Source organism: Croceicoccus hydrothermalis (genome assembly GCF_022378335.1).
Taxonomy (GTDB): domain Bacteria; phylum Pseudomonadota; class Alphaproteobacteria; order Sphingomonadales; family Sphingomonadaceae; genus Croceicoccus; species Croceicoccus hydrothermalis.
On record NZ_JAIQCI010000002.1, the window covers coordinates 80420 to 93186 of the forward strand.

Genomic DNA, 12767 nt, shown 5'->3' on the forward strand with positions numbered 1-12767 from the left:
CCGCCATTCCGGTTCAGCCCCGCGCGAGATCCGACAGCATCAGCCGCGCCGTCGCCTTGGCGCTGCCGACGACGCCGGGAATGCCCGCGCCCGGATGCGTGCCGGCCCCCACGATATAGAGATTGCCGATTTCATCGTCGCGATTATGCGCGCGGAAAAACGCGCTCTGCGTGAGGATTGGCTGCAGGCTGAACGCGCTGCCCAGATGGGCGGACAGGTCGTTGGAAAAATCGGTCGGCGTATAGTGGAACTTCGTCACGATGCGCGAATGGATGTCGGGGATGAGCCGGCGGCCCACCTCGTCCAGCACGCGCTTTTCCAGCTCCTTGCCGACCGCGACCCAATCCACCGGCAATTGCCCCAAATGCGCCACGGGCACGAGCGCATAGAACGTGCTCATCCCTTCGGGCGCCATCGACGGGTCGGTGACGCTGGGATGGTGGAGATAGATTGAGAAATCGCGCGGCAACACGCCATGCTTGTAGATATCGTCGAGCAAGCCTTCGTAGCGCGGGCCGAACAGGATCATGTGATGCGGAATGCCCGGCCATGTCCCCTCGACCCCGAAATGCACGACGAAGAGGCTCGGCGACCATTTCTTCTTCGCCAGCGACTTCGCCATTTTCGCGCCGCGGCGATTTTCGGACAGCAGATCGCGATAGCTGTGCATCAAATCGCCATTGGTGGCCACCGCATCGAAATTTTCATGCCAGCCGCTGTTCGTGGTGACGCCGGTGGCGCGGTTGCCGACCGTGTCGATGGACGCGACCGCATCGCCCAGCCGCACCGTGCCGCCGATCCGTTCAAACTGCCGCACCATCGCGGCAATGAGCCGGTTCGTGCCCCCCTTGGCCCACCACACGCCGCCGTCCTTTTCCAGCTTGTGGATGAGGGCGTAGATCGCGCTCGTGCTCATCGGATTGCCGCCGACGAGCAGCGTGTGGAACGACAGTGCCTCGCGCAGTTTCTCGTTCTTGATATATTTCGACACCATGGAATAGACCGAACGCCAGGCCTGGTTCTTCACCATGGCGGGCGCGGCCTTCATCATGCTGGCAAAGCTGAGGAAGGGGACATGGCCGAGCTTTACATAGCCTTCCTCGTAAACCGCGGCCGAATATTGGAGGAATTCCTCATACCCGGCGAGATCGGCGGGGTTGAGCTTGGAAATCTCTGCGGCGAGTTTCGGGATGTCGTTGGTGTAATCGAAGGTGGTGCCATCCTCCCAATGGAGACGGTAGAACGGCTGCACTTCCTGTAACTCGATATCCTCGGCCATGTCGTGATCGGACAGGCGCCACAACTGGGCGAGGCAATCGGGATCGGTGATGACCGTCGGCCCGGCATCGAAGGTAAAGCCATCGCGTTCCCAGTAATAGGCTCGGCCGCCCGGTTTGTCCCGCGCCTCTATCAGCGTGGTCGCGATCCCCGCCGATTGCAGCCGGATGGCAAGCGCGAGCCCGCCGAACCCCGCGCCGATCACCGCCGCGCGGCGCGTGGGTGTTTCGCCGTCCGCTGTGGTAGTGATGGTCATTGGATGTTCTCCGTGGGCATCGAAAGGGGGGCAGGGCCGCGCATGCCCGAAAGCGTGGCGAGGGCGCGCCGGATCGGCACGGGCGGTTTTCCCGAAAGAATGCGCAGGGCATCGCGCCCCGTGCCCCGCCCTGCATAGAAACGCTCTATCAAACCTTCGTCCAAAGTATAGAACCTTTGCAGAACCTTGTATCGCGCGCCCGGTTCCGCCGCGTCGAAAAGCATCGCGGTCAGCATGCGGTGAAACCGCCCGCGCCGCCAGTGCCGCATCGCGTAATCCCGGCTCGCTGCGGCGAGCGACGCGCTGTCGAGGGAGGGCAGGGCGGCGACATGATGCGCAAAACGCACCGCATCGGGGAGCGAATAGCTCGTGAGTGGCTGAAACAATCCGGCGCGCACGCCCGCCATGCCCACATCGCCCGCGCGGCGCCCGACGAAAGCGTCGAAATTGCCGCCGGCCACCACCGGCAGGACGCCGGTTTCCTCCCGCGCGATGGTCTCGATGCTCCAGCCGCGCCGCGCGGCATAGGCGTCGATCCGCGCGGTCAATGCATCCCGGTCGAGATCGGGCGTATCGCTGTAATAGGTATCCTCGACGAAAATCTCGCGGTCCGAAAACGGGAGCAGATAGACGAACCGGTAGCCATCGTGCTGCGCCACATCGGCGTCCATCACTACCGGACGCGTCACCCCGTGCGGTTCACGCAGCGTCAGCATGCGCCCGGCGAATTTCTGCCATCCGCCGTTGAGCGCGCCGAGGTCGCCGCGCTTCAGCCCGCGCGCGTCGATCACGCCCCTGGCCCCGATACGCTCCTGGCTTGCCAATGTCGCGCCATCGGCGTCGAGTGACGCGATGTCCGCGCGGGTGACCACCGCATCGGGGCCAAGCGCATCGCGCACCGCCGTGTCGAGATTTTCGGAAGCGATGGTGCGATAGGGCGTCCGCAACATGCGGCGATATTCGGGAAAGGCGACATCATAGCCATCGTCCCACCGCATCGCGATCAACGGTTCGAGTATGGCGCGATGGTCCGGCGCAATATCGCTTTCGAAAAAAGACCACAGGTGATTGCCCCCGATCGAGGGCCCCCGTTCCACCACGCCCACCTGTAATTCGGGGCGGAGCCGGCGCAGGGTCAGTGCGATCAGCCCGCCCGAAAGCCCGCCGCCCGCGATGAGAATATCGAATGTCCGGCCCATCACCGCCTGCTTACACGGGACAGGCCGGGGCGCAAGCGCGATGGCGCGGCCCAGCAATGCTTTACCTAGCGCGGCGAAGCGGGTAGAACCAAATCCATCCACCGGGGAGCCTGCTTGGGCTGAGAGGCGGGCGTAGCGCCCCGCGACCCGTCGAACCTGAACCTGTTAAGACAGGCGGAGGGAGTGGCGGTCCTTGCCCGGCAATGTCCGCACGCTTTCCCGCCGGGAAAGAGGAAGCGCATATGGCCGATATCAACTCCCCCCTGGAAAGCCAGCCCGGCAAGAACGGCGCCATCGGCGTGACCACCGGGCCGATTCGCGGTAGCCACAAGATCCACGTCGGACCGACGAAGGAACATGGCCTCCATGTCGCCATGCGCGAAATCCGGCTGGAGCCCACGGCGAAGGAAGCGCCCGTGCGCGTCTACGACACCTCCGGCCCCTACACCGACCCGGATGCCGACATCGACATCAATCGCGGCCTGCCGCAGCTTCGCCGTGAATGGATCATGGGCCGAGGCGATGTCGAGGAATATGACGCGCGCGAGGTGAAGCCGGAGGATAATGGACAGCTCGGCCCCGACCGCAGCGGCGGTGTGCCCCCGTTCCCCAATGTCGTGAAACGCCCGTTGCGTGCAAAGTCCGGCGCCAATGTCAGCCAGATGCACTATGCCCGCCGCGGCATCATCACGCCGGAAATGGAATATGTGGCGGAACGCGAAAATCTGGGGCGCGCGATGGTCCGCGATCATGTGCGCGACGGCAATAGCTGGGGCGCGGACATTCCCGATTACGTGACGCCCGAATTCGTGCGCGACGAAATTGCCCGCGGCCGCGCCATCATCCCCAGCAACATCAACCACCCCGAATCCGAGCCGATGGCCATCGGGCGCAATTTCCTCGTCAAGATCAACGCCAACATCGGCAATTCCGCCGTCGCGTCCGACGTCGCGAACGAGGTGGACAAGATGGTGTGGTCGATCCGCTGGGGCGCGGACACGGTCATGGACCTTTCGACCGGGCGCAACATTCACGACACGCGCGAATGGATCATCCGCAACAGCCCCGTGCCCATCGGCACCGTGCCGATTTACCAGGCGCTGGAAAAGGTCGGCGGCATTGCCGAGGACCTGACCTGGGAGATTTTCCGCGACACGCTGATAGAGCAGGCGGAGCAGGGCGTCGATTATTTCACGATCCATGCGGGCGTGCGCCTGCCCTATGTGCCGATGACGGCAAAGCGCGTGACCGGCATCGTGTCGCGCGGCGGGTCGATCATGGCGAAATGGTGTTTGGCGCATCACAAGGAATCGTTCCTCTATGAACGGTTCGACGAGATTACCGAGATCATGAAGGCGTATGACGTCGCCTATTCGCTGGGCGACGGTCTGCGCCCCGGCAGCATCGCCGACGCCAATGACGAGGCGCAGTTCGCCGAGCTTTACACCCTTGGCGAACTGACCAAGCGCGCGTGGGAGCAGGACGTGCAGGTCATGATCGAGGGGCCGGGCCACGTGCCCATGCACAAGATCAAGGAGAACATGGAAAAGCAGCTCGAGGCGTGCGGCGAGGCGCCGTTCTACACGCTTGGGCCGCTCGTCACCGACATCGCGCCGGGATACGACCATATCACGAGCGGCATCGGCGCGGCGCAGATCGGCTGGTACGGCACGGCGATGCTTTGCTATGTCACGCCGAAGGAACACCTGGGCCTGCCCGACCGCGACGATGTGAAGGTCGGTGTCGTCACGTACAAACTGGCCGCCCATGCCGCCGATCTGGCGAAGGGGCACCCGGCGGCAAAGGTGCGCGACGATGCATTGAGCAAGGCACGCTTCGATTTCCGCTGGCGGGATCAGTTCAACCTGTCGCTCGACCCCGAAACGGCGGAGCAGTATCACGATCAGACGCTCCCGGCGGAAGGCGCGAAGACCGCGCATTTCTGTTCGATGTGCGGGCCGAAGTTCTGTTCGATGAAGATCACGCAGGAAGTGCGCGATTTCGCAGCCAAGCAGAACAGCGACAGCTATCTCGCGTCCGAAAACATCCGCCGCGAAACCCCGCCAGAGGCGCGCGAAAACGCCGAGGAAGGGATGGAAGAGATGTCCCGCCGTTATAAGGAAAAGGGCGACCGGCTTTATCTGCCGGAAGACGAGGTCGAAACCGGTCCGGCGGAGTAATTCCGCGATGGAGAGCACGAACCCGATCGTGGAGCAGGAGGCAGACCGCAAGGATCGCCGCCGCCTGCCCATGATCGGGCTCGCGCTGTCCGCACTCTATGTCGCCGGGCTGGTTGCCTATCTGTTCTGGCAGGGGCAGAACCCGGCGGATCTGAAGCTCAACGAGCTGGGCGATTTTCTTGGCGGAGTGTCCAGTCCGCTGGCCTTTTTGTGGCTGGTCCTCGGCTTTTTTCAGCAGAGCCGCGAAATCCGCCTGTCGGGCAAGGCGCTGCAATTGCAGGCGCGTGAAATGCGCCGCAGCGTGGACGAACATCGCCGTATCGCCGGCGCGGGCGAGGGGGGCGGCGCGTCATGATTACGCGGTCCTACGCCGAATGTGCGATCCGGCCTTGATGATCGAGAGCGTGTAAACCGATTGTGACAAACAGTGCAATCGGCGCGGCGCATCCTTTCAAACGGCGCGAAACACACCATCTCGGTTGGTATAAATAATCGAGAGGAGCCACGTCATGCATGTGCAATTCAATTCCGACAGCAGCGTCATGGGCACCGAAAACGTCGCCGAACGGATCGAGGCGCAGGTGCGCGAGAAGATCGCCCGGTTCGAGGATCGCCTGACCCGGCTCGAAATCCATGTGCGCGACGAAAACGGCCCCAAGGGCGGCGCGGACGACAAGGCCTGCACGATCGAGGCGCGCCCGGCGGGCGGCAAGCCGATCGGCGTGACCGCCCATGCCGCCACGGTCGACGATGCCGCGCGCAAGGCGGCCAGCACGTTGGCGCAGCGGTTGCAGAGTCATTTCGGCAAGAGCGAGCGCCACAGCCGCGACCGCCGCCCCGAAAAGACGTTCTGAGCCCGCGCCGCCTCGATCACGGCACGGTTGCGCGGGGCGCCCGCGTCGCCGATAAGCACGCCATGTCGAATACGTCCACGCCATGCGTCCCTCGCCCCGTGCGGGCCGGGATCGCCATCCCCCTGCTCGCCGCCATCGCCCTTGCGGGGTGTCAGTCGGGGGGCGACACGCCCGATGGCGCCCCGGGTGACAGGAATGACAATCGCCCGTTTTCCGGCATTGCGGAAAACGATACGCTGCATTTCACCGGGACCGAACCGTTCTGGAACGGGGAAGTTGTGGGCGGCGTCCTCACCTATACCGTGCCGGCGGACGATGGCGTGTCGGAGACGGCGATCGCGGTGGACCGGTTCGCCGGGCGCAACGGCATATCGTTCAGCGGCGTTTTGAACGGGCAAAGCCTGACGCTCGCCGCGACGCCCGGGGCGTGCAATGACGGCATGTCGGATCGGACCTATCCCTTTTCGGTGACGCTGCAACTGGGCGATGAAACGCGGCTCGGCTGCGGCTGGACCGGGGCGGAGGGGTTCACCGGGCCGGAGTGATGCACGGGCCTGGTCCTGCGGTTCAGAGCGTGGAAAGCGTTCTGCCCCAGTTTCGCCACTTTTCTGGAACGAATGGCGGCATCCTTTCGTTGTTGAACCAATTCCCGGCCCAACATGGCCGTAATTCGACAATGAGTTCATGAAAGGATTTACCATGAAACATATCGCAACCGCACTGATGGCTTCTGCTGCGCTGGCTCTGTCCGCATGTGGCGACACGGCCGAAACACCCGAAGCAGACGCCACGATGGACACCATGGCGACCGAAGACACGATGACCATGGAAGGCGAAAACATCGTCCAGATGGCGCAGGGCAATTCCGATTTCTCGACTTTGGTGAGCGCCGTTACCGCCGCGAACCTAGGCGATACGCTTTCGGGTCCGGGTCCGTTCACCGTGTTCGCCCCCACGAATGAAGCGTTCGATGCGCTTCCCGAAGGCACGCTTGCCGAGCTTACCGCGCCCGAAGGCCAGGAGGAGCTGACCGGCATCCTGAACTATCACGTGGTATCGGGCGACGTCACCGCCGCTGCGTTGATGCAGCAGATCGAACAGGGCGGCGGTTCGGCCGAGCTGACCACCGTCAACGGTGCCACGCTCACCGCCACGACCGAGGGCGGCAATGTCATTCTGACCGACGCCGGCGGCAACACCGCGACTGTTTCGCAGGCCGACATCGATGCCTCCAACGGCACCATCCATGCCATCGACGCGGTCCTGATGCCGAACTGATCGCGCATAGGCGAACGATGATTTGCAAGTGGGCGGGCCTGTATTACAGGCCCGCCCTTTGCGTTATGCGAAAGGGAGGGGATACGATCATGGCGACGAATACGGGCAAGGGACATCGCACCGGTTCCATCGACGACCGCACGCAGGTCCGCAACCTGCAGACCGGACGCTGGACCAAGCGCGACCGCGAGGAGGGTAGCGACACCGCCGGGCAGTTCCTGGAACAGAAATCGGACGGCGAACCGTTCAAAGGCGTCGCCGAGGAACCGGACGGCAGGCGCAATTGCGACGAATGACGCGGCAGCTTCGCCGAATGCGTTTGCCGGAACGGACGCGGGCGTGCTACCCATCCAATCGCTGACGTCACAATTGCGACGGATATATCGGTGCCGGTCGGGCCAAAAACTCGCCTCTGACGACAACTTCCTTTCTCTTGACGACATGACGCACGACCCGGCCCGCGATTCTGCGGGGCGGAAACCTATCGTTTCTGGAAAGGAAACATCTATGCCTACTGGTACGGTCAAGTTCTTCAATACCGAAAAAGGTTATGGCTTCATTCAGCCCGAAGACGGCGGCGAAGACAGCTTCGTCCACATCTCCGCGGTGCAGGCCGCCGGCATGCACACGCTGGAGCGTGATCAGCGCTTGAATTACGAAGTCGAAACCGGCCGCAACGGCAAGAAGGCGGCGGTCAACCTCACCGAGGCGTGATCCCGATCGTGTGCCCCTGCCGGATGACGGCGGGGGCATGCTTTTCGCGTTCCCATGCAAGGGGCGTTCGAAATGACAGGAACGGACCGGGGCTGCAGACCGTTGATGGGTTCGAAAGTCGCGAGCGTTTCCGTACGTGGCGGCATTGTTTGTTGGAGAATCGAACCCGATGCTTGAAAAAGTACCCGCCTGGCTTGGCTCTGCGCTTAAAAATGTGCGCGCCGGCCATGCCAAGCTGACCATTGCCCGTCTCGGCGGCGAGGATGTACTGGGAGCCAAGGGATTCACGCTGAAATCCCCCGCGTTTCAGGATGGCGCCGCGCTGGACCCGTCGTTCACCGCCGACGAGGAGGACGCCGTCGCGCCCCCGCTGGAATGGAGCGACCCGCCGCCCAGCACGCAGGAACTCGTGCTCATCGTCGAGGATCCCGATGCGCCGGGGGCCGAACCGTTCTGCCACTGGCTCGTATGGGGGCTCGCGCCGCAGCGGGGCAAGCTGCTCGAAGGTGAAACGCCGCCCAAGGTTGGCAAGAACTCCTACATGAAGGCCGAATGGCTGTTGCCCGACCCGCCGACGGGCCACGGGAGCCACGATTACGTGTTCCAGCTTTACGCGGTCGACATGCCCCTGGCATTGCCGCCGGGCGCGGGCCGTTCGGATCTGGTCCGGCAGATGGAAGGGCATGTGCTGGCCGCTGCGGTCCTGACCGGAACCTTCGCGCGCGAGGACGGCGACGACCGCGACTGAAATTTACAAAGGGCGGTTCCCATCGGGCGCCCGAATGAGAGGATGAACACATGGCTGCCAAGAATAACGCTATCAACAAGCCCGTCGCCGTTTCGGAAGATCTAGAAGCGATCGTCGGCAAGGGCCCCCTGCCGCGCGGCGAAGTGACCGCCAAGGTGTGGGAATACATCAAGAAGCACGACCTTCAGGCCGCCGACGACAAGCGCATGATCGAGCCTGACGAGAAGCTCGGCAAGGTCATCGGCAACGAGAAGATCTCGATGTTCAAGATGACCGCGCAGGTTTCCAAGCATCTGGGCTGATCGCCCGCACCTACCCGGTCCGGTGGCGCCATGGCCAGTCCATGACGCTGCCGGCCCACAATGCGAGCCAGACCAGCACCGGCTGCGCGACCATGCGCGGCAGATGGTAGGCGAGGCCAAGCCCGTGATCCGCCCGCGCCATGTCCATGACGAAATGGTTGATATTGGCCGGAAACACGCACACCGCATAGAGCGCGAGCCCGATTGCCGCTGCCTGCCGCAGGCGGATCGAGACGGGCTGCACCATTCCGATCGCGCCCAGAATTTCGGCGATGCCGGTCGCTGCGACGATGGTTTCGGGCCAGGGAACCCCATCCGGCATGATGCCGAGAAACGGCGCCGGCGCCGCGAGGTGAAGCACCCCCGCCACGAAATACGCAAGCGCGAGCAGCCACCGCGCCGCAGTCCTGCCCTTGCCTTGCCGAATGAGATGCGTCCTGTCCATCGCCGTCCTGTCCATCACCGGGGCATAGCGCAGCCATGACCGTTCGAACAGGCATTGGCGGCTGGCGCTTCGATGGGTGGCGCGGGGGCGTGTTCTATCCGGACGATCTGCCGCGGCGGGACGAACTGCATTTTGCGTCGCGGCAGGTTTCCGCGATCGAGGTCAACGGAACCTATTACCGTTTGCAGAAACCCGAAACCTTCGCCGCGTGGCGCGAAGACGTGCCCGACGGTTTCGTGTTCGCACTCAAGGCATCACGCTACATCTGCAATCGCCGCAAGCTTGCCGACGCGGGCGAAGCGGTCGAGCGGTTCTTTGCGCAAGGGTTGACCGAACTCGGTGATGCGTTGGGGCCGATCCTGTGGCAATTGCCCGATTACCGGTCCTTCGATGCCGACGATCTGGCCGGGTTTTTCGCGCTTCTTCCCCGCGAGCGGGATGGCTTGCCATTGCGCCATGTGATCGAGGTGCAGCATGACAGCTTCCGCTGCGCCGAATTTGTCGATCTGGCGCGGAACCATGATATCGCCATCGCCCATGTGGACGGACCGGGCGGGTTGGCGATTGCCGATCTGTCGGCCGGGCTTGGCTATATGCGGTTGAAGGGGACGCGGTCCGATCTTTCCGCCGGATATGAGGATGAAGCACTGGATGATATTGCACGCATCGCGGCGGATTGGGATCAGGGGGTCGCTCCCAATGGCGTGGACCGGATCACCCCGGCACGCATGGGGCCCATGGACGACGTCTATGTTTTCGTCATCGACGGTGCGAAGGAACGCGCGCCGGCCGCAGCAATTGCCGTTGCCGGGCGGTTATAGGTCGAGATACGCACGTGTCGCCGCGTCACGCTGCCCATCGTAAAATGCGTCGAGCACCGCGCCAAAGCATTGGCCGATGCCCGGCGTATCGCTGCAAGCCTCGAACAGGGTCATCGAACTGCGCAGCTTCATCGCATCGACTTCACCCATGATCTCGACCACCCCGCGCTGCCCGGCCCAATCGAGAACGGCATCGGTGCATGCAAGAAGGCGCGGGCCGAGCAGATCGTGTCGCAGATAGTCGCGTGCCTCCGCGGCATCGGCAATCGCATAGCGGCGCGCCATGGCGCTGTGGCCGAGCCCGGCAATCTGTGGAAAGACGAACCACATCCAATGGGACCGCTTCGCGCCATCGCGCAGTTCGGCGAGCGCGCGTTCGTAAACGCCTGCCTGCGCCTCGACAAAGCGGGTGAGGGCGGATGCAGACCCGCTCATTTGAGCGGATCGTGCCCCCAGTTCATGAGCGAATAGCGCCAGTTCGTATCCTCGACATCGCCATCGGGCCGCTGTTCCAGATGACGATGGATATAGCCGACCACCTTGTTCATATGGTCATAATCGGCATCGGAAAGCTCATCGACATTGCGGTGCTTGATCTCGACGATACGGCGGCCCGAACGATGGCCGGTGCTTTCGCCGCCATCGCTGTCACCGACCGATTTCGATTCGTCGGTGTCGAGCCATTCCTCAAGCTCCTTTGGCTGCATGTTCACGCAGTCGCGGAATTGCTCGCGGCATTCCTTCTTCTCGTCCTCGTCCACCGTGGTTCAATCCTTCTTTTCGGGAAGGTCTTTCCGGTCGGTGGAGGCGAAATCCTCCAGCTCGTCCTCCGACATGGAATCGTACATGTCCTTCGACGCGCCCTGAAGCTCGGAGACTTTGGTCTCGCCGCGCTTTGCCGAAAGAGCCGCGCCGGCGGCCTTCTGCTGTGCCTTTGATTGTGCCGGCATCAGTTCGACGCCTCCAGCTCGGACCCGAGTTTCAGAACCTCGTCACCGTCTTCCTGCTTGATCAGATAGGCAGGATTGTCCTCGGTGCCGTTCTTCTTGACCTTGGAGCCCTTGAGCGTGCGTTCGACGTCACGCTCGAAACGTTCCTTTATCTGTCCCTTCGCGGTGCCGTTGCCCCAGCTCCACTCGACATACTGGTCTTTCTGAAACTTGTTCTCGGCCATGCCGCCGGCTCCTGTCGTTATTGCGGTTCCACCAGTTCCGGTTCATCGTCCTCCGCGCCGACGCCGGGGATCGCGTTATCGGACGCATCGCCCGGTTCGTTGGGCGTGGTCGCACCGGCGGGAAGCACGGGTTGTTCAGGGGCGGTGCCGCTGGCGACGTCATCCTCGGTCGTGGCCGCGCCAAAGATCCAGATGGCCGACATGCCACCCACGATCAGGATGAGGCTGATGATCAGCACCCAGCGCACGATATGCGGCGTCGATCCCGCGCGCGCTTCGGTGGTCGATACGTCAACTTCTTCGCCGTGGCGTTCCATGGTAATTGAGGCTCCTGTCCAAGATTGAAGTCTGATCCCCGCCCAGCGATACGTCCTGTCCGGGATTTATAACAGTGGTATGCGAACGCATGACGGCGCGGTTTCGTTCCTTCGCCGCCATGCCTCCGCCCTTGCGCGTTACGGGCGCAGCAGTTCGTTGATCGCGGTCTTGCCGCGGGTCTGCGCATCGACGGTTTTGACGATGACCGCGCAATAGAGCGATGGCCCCTCGCTCCCGTCGGGAAGCGGCTTGCCCGGCATGGTACCCGGCACCACCACGGAATAGGGCGGAACGTAGCCTGTATGCATCGCGCCCGTCGAACGGTCGACGATGCGAGTCGATGCGCCGAGATATACGCCCATGGAAAGGACCGCCCCTTCGCCCACGCGCACGCCCTCCGCCACTTCGGAGCGGGCACCGATGAAGGCGCCATCCTCGATGATGACGGGGTCTGCCTGCAACGGTTCGAGCACGCCGCCAATGCCCGCACCGCCCGAAAGGTGCACGTTCTTGCCGATCTGTGCGCAGCTGCCGACGGTGGCCCAGGTGTCGATCATTGCGCCTTCATCGACGAACGCACCGATGTTGACGAAGCTGGGCATGAGCACGACGCCCTTGCCGATAAAGCTGCCCCGCCGCGCGACGGCGCCGGGAACCACGCGGAAACCGGCCTTTTCGAAACGCGCATCGGTCCATCCGGCGAATTTCGACGGCACCTTGTCATAGGCGGGCGCACCGCCCGAACCATCGGGCACGATTTCATTGGCGTTCAGGCGAAAGGACAGCAGCACGGCTTTTTTCAGCCACTGGTTCACCACCCATTCGCCATCGGCGCCGCGTTCGGCCACGCGCGCCTCGCCCGTGTCGAGCATCTGCAGCGCGGTTTCGACCGGGCGGCGCACGTCGACGCTGTCGGGCGTGACATTGGCGCGGTCCTCGAACGCGGCGTCGATTTGCGATATCAGGTCGGCGTGATCGGTCATGTTGGGCGGCATCCTTTGACGAAGGCCCATTCGGGCCGATGATTTTCGCCTGTTCGCCTATCGCCCGTATCGCGCCGCGACAAGAGCCTAGGGGGGTTACGCAGGCCATCGTTCAGTTTCGATGCACGCTCCCTGCTCTATCGACAATGGCGGGCGAACTCTCGGCGGGGGCGGAAGGACGCCGGGGCATGGATCGAGCATATGCTGGCGGAGCAGG

At 63.3% G+C, this 12767-nt stretch carries 19 protein-coding genes and 1 riboswitch; of the genes, 10 read left to right on the forward strand and 9 right to left on the reverse strand.

The window, feature by feature from the left end; all coding sequences use genetic code 11:
* Nucleotides 1–13: 13 nt before the first annotated feature.
* Both K4G67_RS01335 and crtY read right to left on the reverse strand, forming a co-directional pair.
* A complete protein-coding gene (locus tag K4G67_RS01335; RefSeq protein WP_239804611.1) occupies nucleotides 14–1534 on the reverse strand; it encodes a phytoene desaturase in 1521 nt (506 codons plus the stop codon).
* Complete coding sequence (gene crtY / locus K4G67_RS01340) at nucleotides 1531–2733, reverse strand: lycopene beta-cyclase CrtY (RefSeq protein WP_239804612.1); 1203 nt, start codon at nucleotides 2731–2733, stop codon at nucleotides 1531–1533. Before crtY ends, K4G67_RS01335 begins: the two co-directional genes overlap by 4 nt.
* A gap of 92 nt (nucleotides 2734–2825) precedes the next feature.
* Nucleotides 2826–2933: riboswitch (TPP riboswitch) on the forward strand.
* A gap of 42 nt (nucleotides 2934–2975) precedes the next feature.
* Between crtY and thiC the strand changes: the two genes are divergently transcribed.
* From thiC to K4G67_RS01385, 9 genes are all read left to right on the forward strand, one after another.
* Nucleotides 2976–4913 carry a phosphomethylpyrimidine synthase ThiC gene (thiC, locus tag K4G67_RS01345; RefSeq protein ID WP_239804613.1) on the forward strand — a complete coding sequence of 646 codons (1938 nt, stop codon included), beginning with the start codon at nucleotides 2976–2978 and terminating at the stop codon, nucleotides 4911–4913.
* A gap of 7 nt (nucleotides 4914–4920) precedes the next feature.
* Nucleotides 4921–5268: a hypothetical protein gene (locus K4G67_RS01350; RefSeq protein WP_239804614.1), complete on the forward strand. Its 348-nt coding sequence runs from the start codon at nucleotides 4921–4923 to the stop codon at nucleotides 5266–5268.
* 154 nt (nucleotides 5269–5422) lie between these two features.
* Nucleotides 5423–5767, forward strand: a complete 345-nt coding sequence (locus K4G67_RS01355; RefSeq protein WP_202085641.1) for an HPF/RaiA family ribosome-associated protein — start codon at nucleotides 5423–5425, stop codon at nucleotides 5765–5767.
* Between the two features lie 62 nt (nucleotides 5768–5829).
* Entirely contained in the window at nucleotides 5830–6312 is a 483-nt protein-coding gene (locus tag K4G67_RS01360; protein ID WP_239804615.1) for a COG3650 family protein, read from the forward strand.
* Between the two features lie 154 nt (nucleotides 6313–6466).
* A complete protein-coding gene (locus tag K4G67_RS01365) occupies nucleotides 6467–7045 on the forward strand; it encodes a fasciclin domain-containing protein (RefSeq protein WP_239804616.1) in 579 nt (192 codons plus the stop codon).
* Between the two features lie 89 nt (nucleotides 7046–7134).
* Nucleotides 7135–7341 (forward strand): hypothetical protein, encoded by a 207-nt coding sequence (locus K4G67_RS01370; RefSeq protein WP_239804617.1) that lies wholly within the window; start codon nucleotides 7135–7137, stop codon nucleotides 7339–7341.
* 211 nt (nucleotides 7342–7552) lie between these two features.
* Complete coding sequence (locus K4G67_RS01375; protein WP_239804618.1) at nucleotides 7553–7759, forward strand: cold-shock protein; 207 nt, start codon at nucleotides 7553–7555, stop codon at nucleotides 7757–7759.
* Between the two features lie 169 nt (nucleotides 7760–7928).
* Nucleotides 7929–8507: a YbhB/YbcL family Raf kinase inhibitor-like protein gene (locus K4G67_RS01380; RefSeq protein WP_239804619.1), complete on the forward strand. Its 579-nt coding sequence runs from the start codon at nucleotides 7929–7931 to the stop codon at nucleotides 8505–8507.
* A gap of 50 nt (nucleotides 8508–8557) precedes the next feature.
* Nucleotides 8558–8809, forward strand: coding sequence for an SWIB/MDM2 domain-containing protein (locus tag K4G67_RS01385; protein ID WP_239804620.1), 252 nt, complete (start codon nucleotides 8558–8560; stop codon nucleotides 8807–8809).
* A 10-nt stretch (nucleotides 8810–8819) separates the two neighbouring features.
* On the opposite strand, the gene K4G67_RS01390 is transcribed toward K4G67_RS01385, so the two are convergent.
* Nucleotides 8820–9269: a DoxX family protein gene (locus tag K4G67_RS01390; protein WP_239804621.1), complete on the reverse strand. Its 450-nt coding sequence runs from the start codon at nucleotides 9267–9269 to the stop codon at nucleotides 8820–8822.
* A 20-nt stretch (nucleotides 9270–9289) separates the two neighbouring features.
* Between K4G67_RS01390 and K4G67_RS01395 the strand changes: the two genes are divergently transcribed.
* Nucleotides 9290–10075, forward strand: coding sequence for a DUF72 domain-containing protein (locus tag K4G67_RS01395; protein ID WP_239804622.1), 786 nt, complete (start codon nucleotides 9290–9292; stop codon nucleotides 10073–10075).
* On the opposite strand, the gene K4G67_RS01400 is transcribed toward K4G67_RS01395, so the two are convergent.
* The 6 genes from K4G67_RS01400 to dapD form a co-directional block, all read right to left on the reverse strand.
* The gene (locus K4G67_RS01400; protein ID WP_239804623.1) at nucleotides 10070–10510 is read right to left on the reverse strand and encodes a DUF1810 domain-containing protein; all 441 of its coding nucleotides are present in this window, start codon (nucleotides 10508–10510) and stop codon (nucleotides 10070–10072) included. The two genes, K4G67_RS01395 and K4G67_RS01400, sit on opposite strands and share 6 nt — an antisense overlap.
* The gene (locus K4G67_RS01405; protein ID WP_239804624.1) at nucleotides 10507–10836 is read right to left on the reverse strand and encodes a DUF3140 domain-containing protein; all 330 of its coding nucleotides are present in this window, start codon (nucleotides 10834–10836) and stop codon (nucleotides 10507–10509) included. Before K4G67_RS01405 ends, K4G67_RS01400 begins: the two co-directional genes overlap by 4 nt.
* Before the next feature lie 6 nt (nucleotides 10837–10842).
* Complete coding sequence (locus K4G67_RS01410; protein WP_239804625.1) at nucleotides 10843–11025, reverse strand: DUF3008 family protein; 183 nt, start codon at nucleotides 11023–11025, stop codon at nucleotides 10843–10845.
* Complete coding sequence (locus K4G67_RS01415; RefSeq protein ID WP_239804626.1) at nucleotides 11025–11249, reverse strand: hypervirulence associated TUDOR domain-containing protein; 225 nt, start codon at nucleotides 11247–11249, stop codon at nucleotides 11025–11027. The genes K4G67_RS01410 and K4G67_RS01415 overlap by 1 nt, the downstream gene beginning before the upstream one ends.
* Before the next feature lie 17 nt (nucleotides 11250–11266).
* A complete protein-coding gene (locus tag K4G67_RS01420) occupies nucleotides 11267–11566 on the reverse strand; it encodes a hypothetical protein (protein WP_239804627.1) in 300 nt (99 codons plus the stop codon).
* 138 nt (nucleotides 11567–11704) lie between these two features.
* A complete protein-coding gene (gene dapD / locus K4G67_RS01425) occupies nucleotides 11705–12550 on the reverse strand; it encodes a 2,3,4,5-tetrahydropyridine-2,6-dicarboxylate N-succinyltransferase (RefSeq protein ID WP_239804628.1) in 846 nt (281 codons plus the stop codon).
* Nucleotides 12551–12767: the final 217 nt, after the last annotated feature.